The following is a 21,522-nucleotide window of genomic DNA, read 5'->3' as shown; positions in this document are numbered from 1 at the left end:
CAGGCCGCCCTTCGGGGCGGTCTTCTTTGATGTAGGGCGGAGTTGACAGCATGACGACACACAATGAATCACCTCTTTTAGCCATCAACGGCGTCAGTAAAGGTTTTCCCGGCGTGAAAGCGCTGGACGATGTCTCTTTCAGCCTGCGCAAAGGCGAAATCATGGCGCTGTTAGGTGAGAACGGCGCAGGCAAATCAACCCTGATCAAAGTGCTGACCGGCGTGTACACCCGCGACAGCGGCACGATTACGTTAAACGGTCAGGCCATTTCGCCGCGCAGTACTGCTGAAGCACAGAAAATCGGTATCGGCACGGTCTACCAGGAAGTGAATATGCTGCCGAATATGTCGGTGGCCGATAATCTGTACATTGGGCGCGAACCGCGTCGGTTCGGCATGATTGATCGTAAGCGCATGGTGCGCGAGGCGGATGCCCTGATGCGCAAATACGGTTTTGCACTGGACGTCACGCGGCCGCTTGGTCATTACTCCGTCGCGATGCAGCAGATTATTGCGATCTGCCGGGCGGTGGATCTCTCCGCCCAGGTATTAATCCTCGACGAACCCACCGCCAGTCTGGATGCCAGCGAAGTGGAAATGTTGTTCACCCTGATGACAGAGTTAAAACATCGCGGGATGAGCCTGATCTTCGTCACCCATTTTCTGGACCAGGTTTACCGCATTACCGATCGCATTACCGTTCTGCGCAACGGCAAGTTTATTGCCACGCACGACACCGCTACGCTGCCGCAACTTGAGCTGGTCAAACTGATGATTGGCCGGGAACTGATGGCGACCGCGCTGCAGCGTCAGGGCAGTACGCTGAAGAGCAACCAGCCGGTCGTGTCATTCGAAGATTATGGTAAGAAGGGCACGATCGAACCCTTCACGCTTCAGGTCCGGCCCGGTGAAGTGGTCGGGCTGGCAGGCTTGCTGGGCTCGGGGCGGACCGAAACCGCAGAGGTGCTGTTTGGCATTCGCCGCGCCGATCGCGGCACAGCAAAAATCAAGGGCAGGGTTGAACCGATCCGTACGCCCGCGCAGGCTTCCCGTCTGGGGATGGGCTTTTGTCCGGAAGACCGAAAAACCGACGGAATTATCGGGGCGGCTTCTGTCCGCGAGAACATCATTCTGGCGTTACAGGCGCAGCGCGGCTGGCTGCGCCCGATCAAGAAACGCGAGCAGCAGGCGATTGCCGAGCGTTTTATTAAAAGCCTGGGCATTCGCACACCGCACGCGGAGCAGCCCGTCGAGCTGTTGTCGGGCGGAAACCAGCAAAAGGTGCTGTTGTCTCGCTGGCTGGTGACAAAACCGCAGTTCCTGATTCTGGATGAACCCACGCGCGGCATTGACGTGGGCGCACATGCCGAAATTATCCGCTTAATTGAATCGTTATGTGCCGATGGGCTGGCGCTACTGGTCATTTCCTCGGAGCTGGAAGAGCTGGTGGGCTATGCCGATCGCGTCATCATTATGCGCGATCTGAAACAGGTAGCAGAAATCCCACTGGAAGCGCTTTCTGTGGCGGCAATCGTTAACGCCATTGCTGATGGAGGTACGAAGCATGCTTGAATCACCGGTTACCCCGACCCGGGCGGCACGTCGCACGTTCAGGCTGCCGCCAGGCATGCCGCAACTTATCGCGCTGTTGCTGGTGCTGTTGGTCGACAGCCTGGTCGCCACGAATTTCTTCGCCATCCATTTACAGGATGGCCGGCTGTTTGGCAGCCCGATTGATATCCTCAACCGGGCTGCGCCGGTAGCCTTACTGGCCGTCGGCATGACCTTAGTGATTGCCACAGGCGGGATCGATTTATCGGTCGGCGCCGTTATGGCGATTGCCGGCGCGACGGCGGCCACGCTGACCGTGGCGGGCCACAGCGTGCCGTTTATTATTCTGGTCACGGTGGCCAGCGGGCTGGCCTGCGGGCTGTGGAACGGCATTCTGGTTGCGTTGTTACGCATACAGCCATTTGTGGCGACCCTGATTTTGATGGTGGCCGGGCGCGGCATCGCCCAGTTAATTACGCAGGGACAGATCGTGACGTTTAACAACGACAGCCTGGGCTGGTTCGGCAACGGCGCACTCTGGCTGTTGCCGGTGCCGGTCTGGATCACGATTGCGGTCGCGCTGCTGGTCTGGCTGCTGGTGCGTAAAACGGCCCTTGGGTTGTTTATCGAAGCCGTCGGGATCAACCTGCGCGCTGCGCGTAATGCGGGCGTGAATGGCTGGCTGGTCGTGATGTCCACCTATGCCATCAGCGGAATCTGCGCAGCGGTGGCGGGGCTGATTGTGGCGGCCGATATTCGCGGGGCCGATGCGAACAACGCGGGGCTGTGGCTGGAGCTGGACGCCATTCTGGCGGTGGTGATTGGCGGTGCCTCGCTGATGGGCGGGCGATTTAACATTCTGCTGTCGCTGATGGGGGCACTGATTATTCAGGCGATGAATACCGGTATTTTACTGTCGGGCTTTCCGCCGGAACTTAATCAGGTGGTGAAGGCGGTGGTGGTGATGTGTGTACTGCTGCTGCAATCCCCGCGCTTTATTGCGATGTTTAAACGGAGACGTGCATCATGATTAAACGTCATCTGCCTTTAATGATTACGCTGCTGGTGTTTGTACTCGGCTATCTGTTTTGCCTGAGCCAGTTTCCCGGTTTTGCCTCGACGCGGGTCATCTGTAATATTCTGACGGATAACGCGTTTCTGGGCATTATCGCGGTGGGCATGACCTTTGTGATTCTGTCGGGCGGCATCGATCTGTCTGTGGGGGCCGTCATCGCGTTTTCTGGCGTCTTCCTGGCCAAAGTCATCGGCGATTATCACCTTAATCCGCTGGTGGCCTTTGCCCTGGTCCTCTGCATGGGGGCGCTGTTTGGTGCGATGATGGGCTGGCTAATCGACGCACTCAAAATCCCTGCGTTTATTATTACGCTGGCGGGCATGTTTTTCCTGCGTGGATGCAGCTATCTGGTCTCCGAAAACTCCATTCCGATTGATCATCCGCTGTACGCCACGCTTTCCGGCCTGGCCTGGAAAGTGCCGGGCGGCGGGCGGCTCAGTTTGTTGGCGTTGATCATGTTGCTGGTGGTTGTAGGCGGGATGATTCTGGCGCACCGCACCCGGTTCGGTAATCAGGTGTACGCCATCGGGGGCAATATGACTTCCGCGCAGCTGATGGGCGTTTCAACCCGCGCCACGACCATCAAAATCTATATGTTGTCGACCACGTTAGCCTCGCTGGCGGGTATTGTGTTTTCCATCTACACCTCTGCGGGTTATGCGCTGGCCGGGCTGGGCGTTGAGCTGGATGCCATCGCCTCTGTCGTCATCGGGGGAACCCTGCTGTCCGGTGGTGTAGGGACCCTTCTCGGCACGTTATTTGGCGTCCTGATTCAGGGGCTGATTCAGACCTGGATTAACTTCGACGGCACGCTCAGTTCCTGGTGGACCAAAATCGCCATTGGCATCCTGCTGTTTGCCTTTATCGCCCTGCAACGGTTACTCACCGTAATGTGGGACAGGCAGCAGAATGCACCGGTGAAGCGGCTGAGTTGACGTCAGGCAGGTGCATGAGAAAGCGGCGCTGCGGCGCCGCTTTTGTCGGTGTCGGGCAGGGAAGAGGGACGCGACGAACCTGCGGCAACCTTATCGTCATCTCAGGCGCGAGCATCAACGATGAGGGCTCGGGCGCAGGGGGAATAAGCCCGCACGGCCGCCGGGCTCTGTCTTTGAAACCGCCGCGCCGGTACCCGACGCGGTAAGGTTATTAAAAGCTCGTCCAGCCGTCGTCGGCATTGTCCGCCTTCGTGGTAACCGCCTTCGTCTGGCGTGGAGACATGACCGTGGGCGCGACACCGGCCGTCGCCACCGTGGTCGCCGGAGAACCCAGGCTGAACACGGAAACGGCCTGTAACAACATGTCGGCCTGTTCTTTCAGACTGGATGCGGCAGACGCGGATTCTTCCACCAGTGACGCATTCTGCTGTGTGGTGCTGTCCATTTCCGTCACGGCGGTGCCCACTTGCTCAATGCCACGCGCCTGTTCGGCACTGGCAGTGGTAATCTCTTCTACCGTATCTGTCAGTTTGCCCACAGCAGACAGAATGCCTGACATGGTTTCAGACGCGTGAACAACCAGTTCATTTCCCTGGCCTACGCTTTGGGCGTTTGCCGCGATCAGCTGGCGAATTTCACCGGCTGCGGTGGCGCTGCGCTGTGCCAGCGATCGCACTTCACTGGCGACGACCGCAAAGCCTTTGCCGTGCTCGCCTGCACGGGCGGCTTCCACCGCGGCGTTAAGCGCAAGGATATTGGTCTGGAAAGCGATCCCGTCGATAACGGCGGTGATTTCAGCGATACGGCCGGAGCTGTCGCTGATGGATTTCATGGTGCCGGTGATCGCCTCTGTCGCGTCACTGCCTTTATTGGCCACTTCCCGCACACTGACTGCCAGTTGCCCCGCCTGACGGGCATTGTCGACGTTATTTTTGACCGTCATACCCAACTGCGTCATCGTTGCGGCGGTCTGTTCCAGCGAGCTGGCCTGTTCCTCGGTACGTTGTGAAAGCTCCGCATTACCCTGAGCAATCTGTGTGCTGGCCGAGGCAACACTCTCCGCGTTTTTCCTGACCAGGCTGACCGTATTGATTAGCGAATCCTGCATTTCGCGGATGGCGGACAACAGTTTGCCCGTTTCATCTTTACCCGTGGTTACGACCACACCACTCAGATCGCCGTGAGACACGCGATAGGCGGCCTCAACCGCTTCTTTCAGTGGACGTGTAATACTGCGGGTGATAATCGCGGCGGATATGGCGGCCAACAGCAGCGCAACAATCCCGGCAATAATGAGTATCATCAGCGCATCGGCGCGATCTTCCCCCGATTTGTCGGCCGCGTATTTCATGCGCGCTTCCTGAAACGTCTGCATCTCTTTCAGCGACGCCATGAAGTCACCCTGCGTCTGGTAACGGGGGCCAAAAAGCAGTTGCGTCGCCTCATCACTTTTTCCATGCTGAGCCAGCGCGACAACCTCATCGATAAAAGGCAGGAACAGGGCTGAGCGGGCGTTCAGTTGGTCAAAAATCGCTTTGCCCTGAGACGTGCTGACCTGTTTGCCCATCTGCGCGATCAGCGTATCCACTTCATGACGTTCCCCACGGTAATCACTTATGGCTTTCTCTCTTTTCGTCACGTCTTTAAGAAGAATGGCATTTCGTGCCAGACGGCTCATATCAGAGGTGTAATAGCGCAACGCAGCAGACGAGGAGGATTTGCTGTAGAGCGCGCCCGAGATCTCATCATTGGCGTTGCCGAGTGAGTTAATTTTTATCACGCCGATCAGGACCATAAAAATAACCAGCAGCGCCATAAAGCCGAAGGCGGCCCCAAGCCGTATTCCAATTCTGATGTTGTTCATATGCATTCCATAGTGTCAGGCCCCGGCATGAACGAGCCCGATGGGCGAGCTGATGCGAAAATGTTTTACGTAAAGGTCGGAAGGTGATCGGTATAAAATTTTGTAAGGTTAACTATCGCCAGTCGTGGTATCGGCATTATGCGACAAAGGCTTTAGGTGAAATATTCACGTTGAGTAACATTTAACCATGTGAATAATTTGTTAAATAAAGCACGGCTGAGTGGTTGTCTTATGGCCTCGTGCGGCACATCGTCAGAACGAGACCGCTAAAAGCCGTGACAGGCGTAAACTGCCAGGTTCAGAAAGGGCGTAACCCGTCGGGTGAGGAAAAAACGTATCTGTGTCGATATAGCCGCCAGACAGCAGCGGTAGCGGGCGCAAAACGGCCGGACAGGGCGCGGACCCACACCGCAACGAAACAGACGGAAAGGCGGTTCAACGGTTGATGTCTCAGGTAACGCCCGTCCCCGTGCACAGGCCCGTTACTTGCCTATTCCCAGCTGCAGTTTCCGTTGGCAATTTCGCTCAACGGTTCTTCCCGCCACGGCCAGGGGTGCCTGAGCACCACGCGGCTGGCGAATTTGGCAATGCCGATTTCGTCGTCCAGCAGCCGCGCCATTAAATCCTGAAACCGGTAAAGGTTGGGGGCGATGATTTTCAACAGATAATCGTAGCCGCCGCTGATGTTGTAGCACTCGACAATCTCCCGATACTGACGGGCACCGGTTTCAAACCGCAGGAAATCAGCAGGGTAATGACTCGCCAGGGTGATCTCGGAGAACACCACCAGATTGCAGCCCAGTTTATTCAGTGAAATCCGGGCGGCATAACCGGCGATAATGCCGCTCTGCTCCAGACGGCGGGTTCGCGCCAGACAGGGACTGGGGCTGAGGTTTATTGCCTCAGCCAGTTCGACAATCGAACAGCGCCCCTCGCGTTGCAGATGCTCAAGTATCCGGATATCGGTGCGGTCAGGGAGCCTGGCATGTGACATAGATGGCGTATTCTCTCAGGTTGAATGGCCCATGCGTGCTGCGGTGGCGTCCGTCAACGCCTGGTCGAGCACGTCGATTATTATTTCCGCCTGTTCGGCCGTCAACACCAGAGGAGGACGGATCTTCAATACGTTATGGCCCATGGCGCAGGCACTCAGCAATACGCCTTTTTGCCGCATCCGGTTCACCACCTGACTGGTCAGCCAGCGGTCGGCTGCGCGGCTCTGCCGATCAGAAACCAGTTCCACGCCGACAAACAGGCCCTCCCCCCGGACATCGCCGATGGCTTCGTGCCGGTGGCTCAGGCCGCGAATGCCTTCCAGCAGCCTGTTCCCGGTTTCACGCGCATGCGCAATCAGTTCCTCTCGCTCAATGGTATCCAGCACCGCCAGGGCCGCCGCGCAGGAAACAGTATTACCGGCAAAGGTATTGAAGTAGCGGGAGCGCTGCCCAAACTCCGCCAGCACGTCGGCTGTGGCCAGTAAACCGGCAACAGGCTGACCGTTGCCCATGGGTTTGCCCAGCGTCACGATATCCGGTCTGAGTCCGTGACGTTGAAAGCCCCACATGTTTTCGCCCGTGCGGCCAAAGCCGGGCTGGACTTCATCGGCGATAAACAGGCCGCCAGCCTGCCGGATGGCGTTCACCGCGCCGTGCAGGAAGCCGGTCGGGCCGGGCAGAATCCCGTCGCTGGTAAAGAGTGAATCCACGATCAACGCGGCAGGCTGAATGCCGTGACGTTGCAGATCGGCAATGGCCATTTCCACATCCTGGGTAAAACGTTCGCTCAGATCGACACCGTCGGCGTGATAGGCGCGCGGGGCAGGGACCAGCCGAACATGCGGCCCCAGATCGACGCTTTTGCCCAGCGAGGGTGAGAACTGTGAGACGGCGTCCGTAATGCCATGATAAGCGGTTTCGGTCACAATAATTCCGGTGCCACCGGTCCGGATTTTGGCAATACGAAAGGCCAGATCGTTGGCTTCACTGCCCGTGCAGGTCAGCATCAGGTGAGCCAGGTGGGTTTCAGGTACCGTCGCCAGCAGGCGCTCGGCCAGAGTCAGAATCGTGTCATGCAAATAGCGCGTGTTGGTGGCCAGCGTTTTGACCTGATTGCAGATGGCGTCCGTCACCGCCGGATGGCAGTGCCCCAGCGAGGTCACGTTGTTATACACATCCAGATAGCGACGCCCTTCGGGATCGAACAGCCAGGCACCCTCACCGCGCACGATGTGCAGAGGATGTTCATACATCAGGCGATAGGCCGGGCCCAGCAACGCATCGCGGCGGTCAATCATCGCCGCGGTCACCGGGTCAACATTGGCCTGTCCGGGGATATAGGCATTAACCATATTCAGGTCGGTGGTGCTTTTCATGGAAGTCTCCCGTATCAGAGTTCGGCCAGCAGGCGATCACGTGCCGTGTCGCGGGTCAGGTCTGCCAGCATCGACAGCGCCTCCCAGGCGGCAGGATTGTGACGCATGATGTAAGCGCGGTTATGTGGATAGCGGGCCGCGCGCCATTCGGTAATCAGGACTGTAATCAGATGACGCGTCGCCATCAGGTCGGTGACAATAGCCTGTTCCAGATCGGTGAGCGGCAGGGTTTTGTGGTAGGCACCGACGAACTGCGCAGCTCCTGCGAAAGGATCGTCACAGCCGGTCATCTGAAAGGCCGCGGCAGTGGCCACTTCGCCTACCAGCGGTGCATAGATCATGTCGCCAAAGTCAATGATGCCAGTGAGACGCTCCTGTGCATCTGGCGCAACCAGCACGTTATACAGGTGATAATCGTTATGGATCACCTGCGCCCGCAGCGAGCCAAGACGCGGCAATACCTGGGTGGTGAAGCGCATCATAAATTTTTCTGCGAGGCGACGCCGTGCCGGATCGATGACTGCCTCCAGTTTGTCCATCAGGCGATGCGCGGCGGAAACATTCCACAGCAGATCGTGGCGGGCGGCCGGATGTAAAAAATCCTGTAACGCCAAATCCAGCCGGCCCAGACAGCACGCCATGGCCCGACGCTGTGCGGGGGTAGGTTGGGTATCCCTGACCTGAGTGCCCTCCAGCCAGCTCAGCATACGAACCAGCGTGGTGCTCCCTGCTGGTAACGTGACAACGTCACACTTCTTGCCCGCTGATGTGCGCACGACGCGCGGTATGGGCAGATCCGGTGCCACCTCGGCGATATGCTCAAGCGCGGCGATCTGGAAATCGACAATCGCCTTCGCTTCGGCGGGATTACTGATTTTCAGGACAAAACGCGTACCGGTCGGGGTTTCGATGCAGCAGTTCTGGTCGCGTTCGCTTGCAAGTGGCTGCACAATGGTATCCGTCATACCGTACCGCTCTGCCACTAACGCCTGTACGGCAGATAACGACAGCACAGGCGCGGCGGTATTCAGGGCGACAGCCTGATGTGTCTCAGTTTCAGACATGATGTTTCCCTGCCGTTGAAGAGATTACAGGCCCAGCAGGCCGGGAAGCTGGCGGAAGTCGGTCAGGCGGTTCACACCGTAACCGTCAATGGCCGGCTCATGACCGCGATCGATAAACGCCCTGGCCATAAAGCCCAGATCGCACGCTGTCATCAGGTCATAACGAAAACTGGATGAGCAGTGCATCATCTGTTCGGGGCCGCAGCCCAGTTGGTCGAACATATACTCAAAAATTCGGGCACGCGGCTTGTAGGCCTGGGCTTCTTCGGCGGTGTACACCGCATGAAAGGGCGCGCCGAGACGGGTAACGCTGTGCGGGATCAGGTCGATCATGGAATTGGATAAAATCACTAACGGAATATGCTGTGCTATCGTCGTCAGCGTCTCAACCACATGCGGATGAGGTTGCCAGCTGGCCACGGCAGCATAAAGCGTCTGCGCATCGCTTTCCCGATAGACGACGCCATGGGCATGACAGGCGCGCTGAAGCGCATTTTCAATCACCTGGTGAAACGGTTTCCAGGCACCCAGCACCTCATCAAGCCGGTAGAAACGAAAATGCGCCAGGAAAGTCGCTATGTGCGCTTCGCTGACCCGATCGGCATAAATGCCCTTTGCCGTCGGGCCCATTTCGAAATTGATTAGCGTGCCATAGCAATCAAAGCTGATAAATTTTGGCCTGAAAATCATTTGCTTAACCTCTTTCATGTGGATGAAAGAAGTATATCGCGCGACGCAAACACATAATTTCTTATTACCGCGACAAAGAAGGGGTTTTTGCTCAATTGCGGCCGCTTTACGGCATCGGCCCGGGTGGTGGGGAAGATCCTCACTGACGGGGCAGGCTGAAACGGCGGGACCGGACGTAATGATGCCCAAAAACGTAGTGCGTACGGGCATTGTGTTTTACACTGCGCGCTGCAAAAATTAAGGTGATAAACGATTAAACAGGCGACAATGGCGATGAACGGTACAATTACTACCTGGTTTCAGGATAAAGGCTTTGGTTTTATTAAAGATGAAAACGGCGATAACCGTTATTTTCATGTCATCAAAGTTGCCAATCCTGACCTGATTAAAAAAGATGCCTCGGTCACGTTCGAACCTACGACGAATAATAAAGGGCTGTCAGCGTTTGCGGTGAAAGTCCTGCCAGAGAGTAAATACATTTATATTGCGGGTGAGCGCATCAAACTTACCGCGATTAAATCTTACGTTGTTTTCAGTGAAGACGTTCCGGCAGATGCAGGGATTGATAAAGAAAACACGGTGCTGTCGGTGGGAATACTGATGAATAATATCCGACCCAAATCAGCGCAAAAGACGAAAGCGATGCGCACCCTGAAAAAACTGGCGATCACGACCTTTCAGGGCGCAACCTTAATCTTCACGGAAGATGAGATTGATATTGACGCTACCGTCAAAATGCTCAAAATCTGATGCCCGATAACGCCGCAGGCCCGCTGGGACGACGGCCTGGCCGACAAGGCGATGCCCACGGAGCGAGGCCATGCGCCGCCAGCAGCGCCGTTATGACGACGCGCCGCCTGCCACGCGCCGCAGATTCGCACCTGACCTCGCGCTTTCCGCCTGTCTGCCGACGCAAAAAGGCGGGGCGGTAACGCCTCAGGCTCACTTCTACACCCTAATTTCACCGATGCAGAGACGACAATGACAAAACTCACTCTTCAGGAGCAGTTATTAAAAGCGGGACTGGTAACCAGTAAAAAAATGGACAAGGTCCAGAGAACCGCGAAAAAATCACGCGTGCAGGCGCGCGAAGCGCGAGAAGCCGTAGAAGAAAACAAAAAAGCGCAGATCGAGCGGGACAGGCAGCTCAGCGAACAGCGTAAACAAGCGGTGCTGGCGAAAGAGTATAAAGCGCAGGTGAAGCAGTTAATTGAAATGAACAGAATCGTCGTGGCAAAAGGTGAGATCGGTTTTAACTTCACGGATAACAACCTGATTAAAAAAATCATGGTCGATAAACCTGTGCAGACCCAACTGATTAACGGTCGCCTGGCCATCGCCCGTCTGATGGCAGAAAACAGCGACGAGCCGCACTACGCGATTATTCCGGCCAGCGTCGCGGATAAGATCGCGCAGCGCGATCCCGACAGCATTGTCTTAAACAGCGCACTCAGTCAGGACGCGCAGGAAGAGGACGATCCCTATGCCGATTTCAAAGTGCCAGACGATTTGATGTGGTAATCCACGCGACATCCGCCGCTTCAGAGCGCCTCCGCCTGGTCGCGGGGGCGCAGAATAACCGCGTGGCGTTTTCCCCCTAAAACGGACTGTCATGACGGGCCTGAATCGCGTCTCCGCTGACAGGATGGGTAAAATGCAGCTCGCTGGCATGCAGCATCAGTCTGGGTGCCCGTGCGCTGTGCGGCGGCAGACCGCCATACCACTCACAGCCTAAAATAGGGTGCCCCAGGTGCTGACAGTGAATACGCAGCTGGTGAGTGCGACCGGTTTCAGGACGTAACTGCACCCGCGTGACCGGCAGAGACGGCCCGTCATCTGGGACATACGTAAAACGCGCCAACACCTGATAGCGCGAGCGCGCTGGTTTGCCGGTGCGTGCGCAAATCGCCATCAACGGAAACTGCTTCGCAATCGGCGCATCCACTCTTCCCTCATCGTGTTCAACGTGGCCGCAAAGTAGCGCGGTGTAAACTTTGCTGACGCTTCGCTGACTGAACTGCGCGCACAGGGCGGCATTGATCGCCTTATTACGGGCAATGACCATCAGCCCGGAGGTGCCGAAATCCAGCCGGTGAACCAGGGTACAACCGGGAAAGCGCGCTGCCAGCCGGAAATGGACCGAGTCCTGATTTTTCGGGTGCCTGCCGGACAGGCTCAGCAGCCCGCTGGGTTTGTTAATCAGCAGCAGGTGCGCGTCCTCATAGAGGATCGCGATCGCCTCATGGCAGGGCGGCGCAATAAAATCGTCGAACAGGGCAGACATCAGGCAGCCTCAAAGGGAAGCGGGCGCGGATAGTAACCCATTTTCCGCCCGCAGGCGAATTACGCCAGGCGCAGGACAAGCCCGCGCACGCCGCGTTAGTTAATGCCGGTCACAGCGGCTAACGGCTGATAGCCAGCGCGGTGATTGCTGGCGTGCTTACCGGCAGGCCGAACGTCATCAGTTCACTGCGGGGATCTGACCAGATCAGCACGGTTGCGGGCACCGCGCCAGTAAGCTCCGGGCGTGACTCGCTGTTCACCGCCTTGTTGCAGGCGGGAACAGACATCACGACAGGGCGCGACAGACCAGGCGCATCCTGCCAGATAACCGGGCCCGCGCCACAACAGGCTGCATTATCTTTCCGTCTTTCCCTGGCGCTGGCAGCGACACAGCCGGTTACGGGGCGTCAAAAAAGGTTAATAAAAAATACCTAAAGGTTTTTCATGAATACCCGTTATAGATAAATGCAGTGTGATCATTATAACTGCATAAAAAATAAAGATTTAGGGCGACTGAATAAAGGGAATGGCATTCATGATGAACAAAATTATCGTTACGGGCACGCTGGCTTTACTCTTTCTGACGGGATGTGCGGAGAATAAAAATACGCATTTGATCAAGGCGGAGAACGGCAGTTCACTAACCGTCAACACGATTTTCGCACCTACCGATATGAATAATAATACCTACGCGGATGTTAAACTGCGCCAGGTCACGCCGGCCCGAGCCGGGACAGGAATGGGAATAGCGGTACTGAGTGCCGTGCTGGGGGGCGGCATCAGCACGGGTTCATTTGATAAGAATAACTACAAGGGCAGTGATATTGACAGCATGCCGGAACCCACCGCCGCGTATTTCACGCCCAAAGCCGACGTCAAAATCCAGCAATGGCTGAATAAAAATGGCGGGGGTTATGCTTACACACAACCCTTGTTCATTGCTGCCTCAAAATGGTCGCTGGTGTACACCGATATGTCGTCCGGCAACAGTAACTACGATTTAACGTATCGGGTCCTGTTTTATAAACGTCCGGAAGGCGGCACGATCCTGAGTCCCTATGTGGTTTCGGAATGTGAACCCGCGCATGTCACCGCACCGCTGAATGACTGGACGGCCAACCATTACGCCAAAGTCACGCAGGTGACGCAAAAGATGATGGATGCCTGCCTGCTGGAGCTGGATAATCAACTGCCACGCTTACTGAAAAAATAGTGAGCAGTACGGCCTGTTTTAACCGGCAGGCCGTGCAACAAGCGCCTCAGTCTCCGCTGTAAATCCGCCTCCCAACGTCCTTTATCCGCTGCGCCATAAAGATAATGACCGCAGCAATTAATTTTCAGGCCGCGCCTGCCGATAATCTAATCACAACTCTGAACGGAGGGCGTTTCGATGTCTGAACTTAAACTGTCTTTATCTGCGGATGATACGCGCACACTGATCATTCGTGCAGGTTTTATGCTGCGTAATTTACGTAACAGCCTACGTGAACTGGGCTACGATCAAATCCTGTCAGAGGTCGCGGGCGGGATCCCGGATGCCCGCGCGCGTCTGGGCTATGTGGTGACTATGACCGAAAATGCGGCCAGTGAGGTACTGGGCTGCGTGGAGCTGACACAGCCTGCGCAGACAACGCTACAGGATACGGCGGAAAGTCTGCTGGCGCGCTGGAACAGCACGGCTATCACACCGGAAAACGAGGGCGCGGCACGGGCGCTGGCGGAAGAAACGCGCACATGGCTTGGCACAGTGCCGCAGTTAACCGGTTTCACCCGTCAGCAACTTCAGGCGGTGATGATGGCTCAGGGTTTCCAGGACCTGACGGGCCAGATTATCCAGCGCATGACGAAAATGCTGAACGAGCTGGAAGTCCACCTGGTTCAGGTGCTGAGGGATAACGTGCCCGCACAGCCTGTGGCCAAAGTGGCCAGTCCACCGGCTGCTGCACAGCCATCAGAGAGCCCGTCAGCCTCGCAGGATGACGTGGACGATTTGCTCGCCAGCCTGGGACTCTAAGGCTGGACTCGCTCTCTTTAAGACCCATCTCTTCCGGCATACTAAAGGGTTGGCTGCGCCATTCGTCAGGCAGGGGGCGACCTCTCAGCGATACCGCCCACCGGCGCCTTTTCCGCAACACCGACGGCACAGCGGGACAGATTTCTTCTCCCGTTTTGCCAGCCGCACCGCGCATCCTGGCGCGGTACTGTCAACGGCGGCAGTCGCGTATGCCTGCCTGGCCGTCGGCTGTCAGGGCTTGCGCTGACATAAACATCCCCACACAGAACGGCGATCCGCTGCTTCGCGAAAGAATAAAAATGCTATAAATAACAGTTAATTGTATTCGGCTGTCTCGGGCCATATGCATGCTGGCAGGGCTTTTTTACCGACAGGTCAGTCAATTGTTAAAAAATTTCATAAACTAATGTGCGCAATGACTTCATTCGTAGATAACCGGGAACACAACGGTTACTGATTTTAGTGACTTATCCGACAACTCAGGTTGCTGACGGACTATAAGGGGAAATGATGCCATTACTTATTGGGGAGTTATCGGGTGCGCCAACATGGATACCTGCTGTATTGCTCGTCACGCTTTCATTTATCGTGGGCTTTCTGGCCCGGTTTATTTTTCTCAGGTTCATCCGCTTCTGGCAGAACCGGGACCGAAAACTGTTCAAATCACTGGAAAAGCACCTGCGCGGTTCGCTGTTTCTGTTTATCCCCTTGGTGTTGATCAATATCGGCATTAACTACATCGATCTGCGTCCTGAAACCGTGGCGTTTATCACCTCCACCGCCAATATCTTTATCATTTTATCGATTTGTTCCATTTTGATTCGGTTGACCAATGTGGCGCAGGATATGCTTTTCATTCGCTACGATATCAATCTGTCGAACAATCTGCGTGCCCGCAAGATTCGCACGCAGTTAATATATGTGAAAAAAGTGGCCATCGTGATCCTGGTTTCGCTGAGTCTGTCGATGATCTTGCTCAGCTTTCCCGGCGTGCGTAAATTCGGCACGACCATCCTGGCCGGTGCGGGCGTCGCAGGCATCATCATCGGTTTTGCGCTGCAAAAGTCGCTGGTTAACCTGTTTGCCGGTATTCAGATTGCCTTTACCCAGCCGATCAAAATTGATGACGCTGTTGTGGTGGAAAAAGAGTGGGGCTGGATAGAGGAGATCAATCTGACGTATGTGGTCGTGCGTATCTGGGATCTCCGTCGGCTGGTGCTGCCGATTACCTATTTCACGGAAAACGCCTTCCAGAACTGGACGCGCAACAACGCGCAAATCCTGGGCTCGGTGTTTCTGTATGTGGATTACTCCCTGCCGCTTGAGCCGCTGCGCCAGCATTTCGAGAAAGTGCTCAGTGAAACCAAACTCTGGGATCAGCAAACCCAGGTGCTTCAGGTCACCGACACCTCTGAAAAAACCATGACAATCAGATTATTAATGACGGCACAAAATTCGCCCACCGCCTGGGATTTGCGCTGCTACGTGCGGGAAAAAATGATCGAATTTATTCAGCAGAACTACCCGCAGAGCCTGCCGCATGTCAGGGCAACGCTGACTGAGACGGACTCGCGCTGACGCCAGGGGTTCTCACGTCTGTATTGAGGCAGGAGGCTGGCTCACCCGTGTGGGGCAAACGGGCGTGGGGCAAGGAAAGTGTGGCGTTAAGCCACAGGCGGGCGCGACGTCTGGACTGCATTGACACGCCGGTCTCAGGGACGGTCAGAGGCACCGCTGCGTGCGGGGCGGTGGCGTTCCTGGCGGACAGCGTGATTGAGCAAGATAACTGCCGCTGTCGACAGTCCGTCAGGGACAGGCTTTGTCGTGATGACGCCCACCTGTTCCTGGCGGTTTGTGCCGAATTTATTGCTCTCTGGCGGCGGTTGCCGCCTTTTTTACACCTGGAATGCCGCGACCATGCCGCGCAGCGCATGCGCCTGTTCCGACAGTGAGCGTGACGCCGAAGACGATTCTTCAACCAGTGCGGCATTGTTCTGCGTCACGCCATCCATCTGGCTCACCGCGATACTGACCTGCGAAATGCCCTGCATCTGTTCGGAGGAGGCCAGAGAGATATTATCCATGGCGTCAGCCAGTTCGCCGACCATTCCAACGATTTTCAGGATGCTCTGACCGGTTGAGGAGGCAACCGTCACGCCGCTTTCCACCTGTTCAACGGCCTGTTCTATCAGCGTTTTAATGTCACGTGCTGCCGTAGCGCTGCGCTGGGCCAGCGTGCGCACTTCGCCCGCGACCACGGCGAAACCGCGTCCTTCCTCGCCGGCACGGGCCGCCTCAACAGCCGCGTTCAGGGCCAGGATGTTGGTCTGAAAGGCAATGCTTTCGATCACGGCGGTGATGTCGCGCACTTTAGTGGCGCTGACCGAAATGTCATGCATGGTGTGCGTCATGCGCTGCACGTCAGATTCGCCCGTGCGAGCAAGCTGTGCGGTTTCACGTGCCGAATCCGCCGTCTGCTGTGCACCGGCCGTATTGCTTTTCACCGTGGCCGTCAGCTGCTCCATGCTGGCAGCCGTCTCCTGCAAAGCCGCCGCCTGCTGTTCGGTACGTGAGGACAGTTCGGTATTGCCCTGCGCGATTTCATCGGCAGCCAGCGCAACGGAGGCCGAAGCCTCTTTAATCTGGGAAACCAGCGCACGGAGCCTGGCTTGCATGACGTCAAGGGAGGCCAGCAGGCTGGTGGTGTCCTTGCGGCGCAGTGATACGGTGGCGGTCAGATCGCCGGCTGCGATGGAGGCGGCCAGCGCCTGCGCCTGTGCCGGTTCACCGCCCAGCTGGCGCATCAGCACGCTGATAGTGACCGCACAGGCACCGACCGCGACAATCACAGAAGCGGTGGCCAGTAGCATCAGAATCAGCGAGGCGCGGGCAGTAGAATGGCTGTTTTGTTGCACAGCAGCCTGGCTGTTTTTCTCCTGAATCTCTGTCATATCGCGCAGAGCATTCAGTAACTTAGTCTGAACAGGACGCACGTCCTTTAACAGATAGTCCGTGGTTTCTTTATCAAGATTGGCCAGCCCGAGCCTGGTTGCCTGATCCAGGGCGGCAAACGTTGGTCCTTCGCTGTCGGTAATTCTTTTGAAAGCCTCACGACCCGCCGGCGTAGAGTCGGTTGCCAGGATAGCGCCGAGCGCCTGACGGTTAGCAATAAAGAGCGCTTTCTGTTTCTGAATCCGCGTGACTTCAGGCTGCATCGCCTGGGTGTCGCTGAGCAGCGCGATATTCCTGACGGCAATGCCCATATCTCTGACTTCACCGTACATGGATTGCGCTAACTGATACTTTTTCATCTTGATGTTGACGGTATCGTCCATGCCTTCACGGGCATGATGCAGGGCCTGTTGGGCGATCCCGGTGCACAGGATGAACAAAAGAATAAGCAGGCCAAAACCTGCAATAAGGCGTGTGGATATTTTCATTATTGTCTCATTATGTAGGTTAAATTTGCTGTGTTTGCGTTCGTAGCAAAAAGGCATTACTTTTTACGGCTACGTTTAAATCGTATCAGAAATAAGCAGTTTTGCTTTTTCGTGCGCACATTTTGCCGAACAGGCCTCATCACATTTTCCAATGACGCATGGCCTTGTCACTTCAGCGTGAGCATGACACTATCCTTGCCTGTCTATACATGTACTGTCACCCTGCGTTGGCGTCCGCCGGACGTAAACAGCAACGCACCCCATACACTGCCCAGTGAGGAAATGATGCCAGCCGAAACATCTGCAGCAGGTTATTCAGGCGTTGAGAAACCGCGCCTCTCTGAAAGCCGTTCCATTGATTACATCCCACTGCGGGAGCGACATGGTCATCCTTTTAGCCAGTTCACACTGTGGTTTGGCGGAAATCTGCAAATCACCGCGATAGTTACGGGTGCGCTGGCGGTGGTGTTGGGGGGCGATGTGGTCTGGTCACTGGTGGGATTACTGGTCGGACAGATCCTGGGCGCAGGTATCATGTCATTACATGCGGTTCAGGGGCCGCGCCTGGGTTTACCGCAAATGATCACCAGCCGCATGCAGTTCGGCGTCTATGGGGCAGTCATTCCGCTGCTGCTGGTATGCATGATGTACGTCGGTTTTTCGGCCAGCGGTACCGTGCTGGCCGGCCAGGCGCTGGCTAAGCTGGTGCATGTCAGCAATGCGACGGGCATGATCCTGTTTAGCGCGCTAATCATCGTCATTGCGGTGCTGGGTTACCGGGTGATCCATCAGCTTGGCAAACTGGCCAGCCTTGTTGGTGTACTGGCTTTTGCTTATCTGTTTATCACATTGGTGGTAACGCATGACTTAACGCCTGTCTGGCAGAATCAGCACTTCACGCTGGCTCATTTCCTGTTGGCGGTGTCGCTCTCCTCCTCATGGCAGATCGCATTTTGCCCTTATGTCTCCGACTATTCGCGCTATTTGCCTGCGAATGTCTCCGCGAAAACGTTGTTCTGGTCAGTGTTTTTCGGCACCGTAACGGGGACGCAGGCGTCCATGACGCTGGGTGTGATTGTCGCGGCGCTGGCCGGAAAGGCGTTTGCGGGCAATGAGGTTGGCTATATTGTCAGCCTGGGCAGTACGCCCACGATGGCGATGGTGATCTATTTCGCTATCTGCTTCGGCAAAATCACGTTCACCACCCTGAACGCTTACGGCAGTTTTATGGCACTGACCACTATTGTCTCGGGTTTCCGCCAGCAATCCGCAATGGGTCGGGGTGCACGCATTCTGTTTGTGGTCCTGATGGTCAGTGTGGCCTGTGTGATTGCATTGCTGAGTGAACCTGCTTTTCTGAAAACGTTCACCCATTTTCTGCTGTTTTTACTGGCGTTTTTCGTGCCATGGAGCGCGATTAGCCTGATCGATTTTTATGTGATCACCCAGGGCAAAGTGGATATTCCTGCGCTGTCACAGCCAGACGGACGTTATGGCCGCTGGAACAGGGTGGGAATTACCGTTTATGTCCTGGGTGTGCTGGTACAATTGCCGTTTATCGACAATCCACTTCACCATGGTTCACTCACCTGGCTGTTTGCCGGTAACGATGTGTCGTGGTGTATTGGCTGGTGTATCACGGCACTGCTGTGGTGGATGGCCCGCCGCTGGGATCGCCGGGGCACACCCGTCCATTCAGTCTCCCCGGCAGAATAGCCGTTGCCATGCTTTCTGGCGGCAGGTAAGACAGGTTAACGGGGGAATGGAAAAGCGGTTTACGGCATCTTCCCCGTCTCAACAACGGACAACATCGCGTCACAGGCATTTCCGAAAGGGACCCGATGAATCATCCTGACCGTGTCGATGTTCATCGCAAACCGGGCACAGAACCGCCTCCGCCCGTACAGAATTCATGAGGTTACGCCTGGCCTGCGGGCGTTGCCGTCAACGTAACACACTGCTGTTCACAGAAGCTGGAGATCGCATTCGAACAGCATGATCCCCCTGTGTCGGGAGATGTCTGATACGCCGCGTTTTATCGTGACATGTTTACTAACAATATTCTGAAAAATAAGTTTTCGCCCTCCCAGCCGCGCTATGCGCGACTTTGCCGTATTGGCTTTGCTTTCTGTCCGCTCTGTCCCACCTAAATTCCATTTTGTCATCTATATAGATTTTCCTGTCAGCCGTTACTGACAGGTGAAGGAAACACACATTTTCATTTGCAGAGATCTTTCCGGCAAATGTATTCAGCAAAATCGGACTACACACAGCAGTAGCAACATTATCGGGGAAAACACCATGGAAATTGCCACACGTCTCGCTGCAGGCTTCAGTCTGCTCATCCTGCTTTTTGTGCTCTGCACAGGCATTGCGCTTCACGCACTCTGGCAGGCACGGGACGACATGGATAATGCCGTCAACAATAAAATGTATCGGTACAATCTGATCCAGGATATGCGCAGTGCTGCCCGGGATATGTCCGTTGCGGTAAGAAATATTGCCTTACTGAGCGATGCAAAAGAGAAGCAAACCGAGTGGGAGCGGGTGCAGAACCAGAAAGCGAACTACCTGGCGAAACGCGAAAAACTGGTCAGCAGCATGTCGCAGAATGTATCAGCCGAAGGGAAAAATGCCCTGGAGAACCTGCTCGCTAAAGATGACCAGGCGCTGAACCTGATCACCATGGCAGGCCAGAAGGCGATGCAAAGCGACCAGGCGGCCACAATTGATTACCTGCTGAAAACGGTACGGCCGGTACAGCGGAAAATGCTGGACGCCCTGGATCGGCTTTCCGAGATTCAGATGGAGGTGAGTCAAAAAACGGTTTCTGATGCCAGAGAGTCAGCGTCACGTACGGCCAGTCTGATGGCGATAATGGTCTTTTTGTCTCTGGTTGTTGCTGTGATGGCCTGCGTTATCATTATCCGTACGCTGATGCGCCAGCTGGGCGGCGAACCGGCGCAGGCACAGGCGCTGGCAGCATCGATTGCGTCCGGAAATTTAACGTCACCTGTCACACTTCGTCGCAACGACACGACCAGCCTGCTGGCTTCCCTTCATGTCATGCAGGCCAACCTGCGCAACATGGTCGCGAATATCCGGGATACGTCGAACGCTGTCGCGTTAGCCGCCGATGAAATTTCTAAGGGGAATGCCGAGCTTTCTTCCCGCACCGAACAGCAGGCGGCAGCTTTACAGGAAACGGCCGCCAGCATGGAGCAGCTGACGGCCACGGTGAAAAGCAACACCAGCGGCGCACGGCAGACCGCCGAATCTGCCCGCGAAACCGCCCGTCTTGCCCGAGGCGGCGAAGAGGATGTGCAGCGGATGGTCGATACCATGCAGGACATATCCATGAGCGCAACGAAAGTGCGTGATATTACGACCGTCATTGAAGGCATCGCTTTCCAGACCAATATTCTGGCGCTCAATGCTGCGGTTGAAGCGGCACGCGCAGGCGAAGAGGGCCGGGGATTTGCGGTAGTGGCCGGTGAAGTCAGAACGCTTGCGCAGCGCAGCGCTACGGCTGCGCGCGATATCAAACTGCTGATTGAAGAGGCGGTAGGTCAGGTAGAAAACGGCACCACGGTGGCGTCTACGACCGGACAGAGCATTGTCAACATTGTGGGGAGGGTGAACGAGCTGGCTGAGGCTATGGATAATATTTCTCTGGCTTCCTCTGAGCAAATGCAGGGCATTTCGCAGGTCAGCATCGCGGTGAGCCAGATGGATGGCGTAACGCAGAACAATGCAGCCCTGGTCGAGGAGTCATCCTCTGCCTCCCATTCGTTGTCAGAACAAGCGCATGCGCTGCGTAACATGGTGGAGGCATTTCAGGTCTGACAGATCACCGCCCGCCGGGCTATCCGGGCGGGCGGTGCAGTAACCGGATGAACCCTGTTATCTGACGCAACGTCATGAATGTTGAGGGGGATATCCTCACTGTCTCAGCTGACAGCGAGTCATTATCAGCATGACACGGGTGACTAACAGGATGCGCCTGGCTGCGAAAATCAACGCCCGGTGAGGCGCAGCCCCTGTCAGGGCTTTCTGATGCGCGCTGACCGGCTGATGGCGAAAGCCGCCTGTGAGACACTTTTCTGTTAACGTAAATATGTCCCGCGCCTGCGTCGTAAAAAAATAACCTCATGTTCACGATGCCGTTTAAAAAAGCAGACAGCAGCAAAGCGTTTATATGGCTGCAATGACACAGCATTGCAGAAAAGAGAAAAA

At 55.9% G+C, this 21,522-nt stretch carries 18 protein-coding genes; 10 read left to right on the top strand and 8 right to left on the bottom strand.

Annotated features, from left to right (window positions below; all coding sequences use genetic code 11):
* The first annotated feature begins 50 nt into the window (after window positions 1–50).
* From RAC60_RS02585 to yjfF, 3 genes are read left to right on the top strand one after another with little or no spacing between them, the layout of a single operon-like run.
* Window positions 51–1,571 (top strand): sugar ABC transporter ATP-binding protein, encoded by a 1,521-nt coding sequence (locus RAC60_RS02585; RefSeq protein ID WP_375092533.1) that lies wholly within the window; start codon window positions 51–53, stop codon window positions 1,569–1,571.
* The gene (ytfT, locus tag RAC60_RS02580) at window positions 1,564–2,580 is read left to right on the top strand and encodes a galactofuranose ABC transporter, ATP-binding protein YtfT (RefSeq protein WP_185199489.1); all 1,017 of its coding nucleotides are present in this window, start codon (window positions 1,564–1,566) and stop codon (window positions 2,578–2,580) included. Before RAC60_RS02585 ends, ytfT begins: the two co-directional genes overlap by 8 nt.
* A complete protein-coding gene (yjfF, locus tag RAC60_RS02575) occupies window positions 2,577–3,560 on the top strand; it encodes a galactofuranose ABC transporter, permease protein YjfF (protein ID WP_033741251.1) in 984 nt (327 codons plus the stop codon). Before ytfT ends, yjfF begins: the two co-directional genes overlap by 4 nt.
* Before the next feature lie 211 nt (window positions 3,561–3,771).
* Here yjfF and RAC60_RS02570 read toward each other — a convergent pair whose 3' ends face one another.
* The 5 genes from RAC60_RS02570 to RAC60_RS02550 all read right to left on the bottom strand — a co-directional run bounded on the left by RAC60_RS02570 (window position 3,772) and on the right by RAC60_RS02550 (window position 9,549).
* Window positions 3,772–5,424 (bottom strand): methyl-accepting chemotaxis protein, encoded by a 1,653-nt coding sequence (locus RAC60_RS02570; protein ID WP_375092531.1) that lies wholly within the window; start codon window positions 5,422–5,424, stop codon window positions 3,772–3,774.
* A 490-nt stretch (window positions 5,425–5,914) separates the two neighbouring features.
* Window positions 5,915–6,418, bottom strand: a complete 504-nt coding sequence (locus RAC60_RS02565; protein WP_033741252.1) for an Lrp/AsnC family transcriptional regulator — start codon at window positions 6,416–6,418, stop codon at window positions 5,915–5,917.
* Window positions 6,419–6,433: 15 nt separating this feature from the next.
* Complete coding sequence (locus RAC60_RS02560; protein ID WP_375092528.1) at window positions 6,434–7,795, bottom strand: aspartate aminotransferase family protein; 1,362 nt, start codon at window positions 7,793–7,795, stop codon at window positions 6,434–6,436.
* Window positions 7,796–7,809: 14 nt separating this feature from the next.
* A complete protein-coding gene (locus RAC60_RS02555) occupies window positions 7,810–8,859 on the bottom strand; it encodes a phosphotransferase (RefSeq protein WP_375092526.1) in 1,050 nt (349 codons plus the stop codon).
* A gap of 24 nt (window positions 8,860–8,883) precedes the next feature.
* Complete coding sequence (locus RAC60_RS02550; RefSeq protein ID WP_375092524.1) at window positions 8,884–9,549, bottom strand: haloacid dehalogenase type II; 666 nt, start codon at window positions 9,547–9,549, stop codon at window positions 8,884–8,886.
* A gap of 267 nt (window positions 9,550–9,816) precedes the next feature.
* Between RAC60_RS02550 and RAC60_RS02545 the strand changes: the two genes are divergently transcribed.
* Window positions 9,817–10,299, top strand: a complete 483-nt coding sequence (locus RAC60_RS02545) for a cold-shock protein (protein ID WP_375092523.1) — start codon at window positions 9,817–9,819, stop codon at window positions 10,297–10,299.
* Between the two features lie 231 nt (window positions 10,300–10,530).
* The gene (locus tag RAC60_RS02540; protein WP_205958375.1) at window positions 10,531–11,070 is read left to right on the top strand and encodes a DUF2058 domain-containing protein; all 540 of its coding nucleotides are present in this window, start codon (window positions 10,531–10,533) and stop codon (window positions 11,068–11,070) included.
* Window positions 11,071–11,146: 76 nt separating this feature from the next.
* On the opposite strand, the gene RAC60_RS02535 is transcribed toward RAC60_RS02540, so the two are convergent.
* Together RAC60_RS02535 and RAC60_RS02530 are read right to left on the bottom strand one after the other, a co-directional pair.
* Window positions 11,147–11,833, bottom strand: coding sequence for an RluA family pseudouridine synthase (locus RAC60_RS02535; protein WP_325990951.1), 687 nt, complete (start codon window positions 11,831–11,833; stop codon window positions 11,147–11,149).
* Window positions 11,834–11,951: 118 nt separating this feature from the next.
* Window positions 11,952–12,122 (bottom strand): hypothetical protein, encoded by a 171-nt coding sequence (locus tag RAC60_RS02530; RefSeq protein WP_375092522.1) that lies wholly within the window; start codon window positions 12,120–12,122, stop codon window positions 11,952–11,954.
* A 248-nt stretch (window positions 12,123–12,370) separates the two neighbouring features.
* On the opposite strand from RAC60_RS02530, the gene RAC60_RS02525 reads away from it, so the two are divergent.
* The 3 genes from RAC60_RS02525 to RAC60_RS02515 all read left to right on the top strand — a co-directional run bounded on the left by RAC60_RS02525 (window position 12,371) and on the right by RAC60_RS02515 (window position 15,424).
* Window positions 12,371–13,045 (top strand): hypothetical protein, encoded by a 675-nt coding sequence (locus RAC60_RS02525; protein WP_253274972.1) that lies wholly within the window; start codon window positions 12,371–12,373, stop codon window positions 13,043–13,045.
* Between the two features lie 177 nt (window positions 13,046–13,222).
* Window positions 13,223–13,846 (top strand): protein phosphatase CheZ, encoded by a 624-nt coding sequence (locus RAC60_RS02520; RefSeq protein ID WP_039340497.1) that lies wholly within the window; start codon window positions 13,223–13,225, stop codon window positions 13,844–13,846.
* Between the two features lie 510 nt (window positions 13,847–14,356).
* Window positions 14,357–15,424 (top strand): mechanosensitive ion channel family protein, encoded by a 1,068-nt coding sequence (locus RAC60_RS02515; protein WP_033741268.1) that lies wholly within the window; start codon window positions 14,357–14,359, stop codon window positions 15,422–15,424.
* A gap of 317 nt (window positions 15,425–15,741) precedes the next feature.
* Here the strand turns inward: RAC60_RS02515 and RAC60_RS02510 are convergent, their stop codons facing one another.
* Window positions 15,742–17,286 (bottom strand): methyl-accepting chemotaxis protein, encoded by a 1,545-nt coding sequence (locus RAC60_RS02510; protein ID WP_033741269.1) that lies wholly within the window; start codon window positions 17,284–17,286, stop codon window positions 15,742–15,744.
* A gap of 285 nt (window positions 17,287–17,571) precedes the next feature.
* On the opposite strand from RAC60_RS02510, the gene RAC60_RS02505 reads away from it, so the two are divergent.
* Together RAC60_RS02505 and RAC60_RS02500 are read left to right on the top strand one after the other, a co-directional pair.
* Window positions 17,572–19,002 (top strand): cytosine permease, encoded by a 1,431-nt coding sequence (locus RAC60_RS02505; protein ID WP_058701977.1) that lies wholly within the window; start codon window positions 17,572–17,574, stop codon window positions 19,000–19,002.
* A 585-nt stretch (window positions 19,003–19,587) separates the two neighbouring features.
* The gene (locus tag RAC60_RS02500; RefSeq protein WP_375092521.1) at window positions 19,588–21,132 is read left to right on the top strand and encodes a methyl-accepting chemotaxis protein; all 1,545 of its coding nucleotides are present in this window, start codon (window positions 19,588–19,590) and stop codon (window positions 21,130–21,132) included.
* Window positions 21,133–21,522: the final 390 nt, after the last annotated feature.

Source organism: Pantoea sp. BR_17 (genome assembly GCF_041955125.1).
In the GTDB taxonomy this organism is placed as follows: Bacteria; Pseudomonadota; Gammaproteobacteria; order Enterobacterales; family Enterobacteriaceae; genus Pantoea; species Pantoea stewartii.
This window is presented reverse-complemented; position numbering and strand designations above follow the sequence as displayed.

What these genes read in the sequence shown, in the direction of transcription:
- RAC60_RS02545 (WP_375092523.1), top strand. Translation starts at nt 9,817, where the DNA reads ATGGCGATGAACGGTACAATTACTACCTGGTTTCAGGATAAAGGCTTT.
- RAC60_RS02565 (WP_033741252.1), bottom strand. Translation starts at nt 6,418, where the DNA reads ATGTCACATGCCAGGCTCCCTGACCGCACCGATATCCGGATACTTGAG.
- RAC60_RS02535 (WP_325990951.1), bottom strand. Translation starts at nt 11,833, where the DNA reads ATGTCTGCCCTGTTCGACGATTTTATTGCGCCGCCCTGCCATGAGGCG.
- RAC60_RS02560 (WP_375092528.1), bottom strand. Translation starts at nt 7,795, where the DNA reads ATGAAAAGCACCACCGACCTGAATATGGTTAATGCCTATATCCCCGGA.
- RAC60_RS02550 (WP_375092524.1), bottom strand. Translation starts at nt 9,549, where the DNA reads ATGATTTTCAGGCCAAAATTTATCAGCTTTGATTGCTATGGCACGCTA.
- RAC60_RS02525 (WP_253274972.1), top strand. Translation starts at nt 12,371, where the DNA reads ATGAACAAAATTATCGTTACGGGCACGCTGGCTTTACTCTTTCTGACG.
- RAC60_RS02585 (WP_375092533.1), top strand. Translation starts at nt 51, where the DNA reads ATGACGACACACAATGAATCACCTCTTTTAGCCATCAACGGCGTCAGT.
- RAC60_RS02505 (WP_058701977.1), top strand. Translation starts at nt 17,572, where the DNA reads ATGCCAGCCGAAACATCTGCAGCAGGTTATTCAGGCGTTGAGAAACCG.
- RAC60_RS02520 (WP_039340497.1), top strand. Translation starts at nt 13,223, where the DNA reads ATGTCTGAACTTAAACTGTCTTTATCTGCGGATGATACGCGCACACTG.
- RAC60_RS02510 (WP_033741269.1), bottom strand. Translation starts at nt 17,286, where the DNA reads ATGAAAATATCCACACGCCTTATTGCAGGTTTTGGCCTGCTTATTCTT.
- RAC60_RS02555 (WP_375092526.1), bottom strand. Translation starts at nt 8,859, where the DNA reads ATGTCTGAAACTGAGACACATCAGGCTGTCGCCCTGAATACCGCCGCG.
- yjfF (WP_033741251.1), top strand. Translation starts at nt 2,577, where the DNA reads ATGATTAAACGTCATCTGCCTTTAATGATTACGCTGCTGGTGTTTGTA.
- ytfT (WP_185199489.1), top strand. Translation starts at nt 1,564, where the DNA reads ATGCTTGAATCACCGGTTACCCCGACCCGGGCGGCACGTCGCACGTTC.
- RAC60_RS02570 (WP_375092531.1), bottom strand. Translation starts at nt 5,424, where the DNA reads ATGAACAACATCAGAATTGGAATACGGCTTGGGGCCGCCTTCGGCTTT.
- RAC60_RS02515 (WP_033741268.1), top strand. Translation starts at nt 14,357, where the DNA reads ATGCCATTACTTATTGGGGAGTTATCGGGTGCGCCAACATGGATACCT.
- RAC60_RS02500 (WP_375092521.1), top strand. Translation starts at nt 19,588, where the DNA reads ATGGAAATTGCCACACGTCTCGCTGCAGGCTTCAGTCTGCTCATCCTG.
- RAC60_RS02540 (WP_205958375.1), top strand. Translation starts at nt 10,531, where the DNA reads ATGACAAAACTCACTCTTCAGGAGCAGTTATTAAAAGCGGGACTGGTA.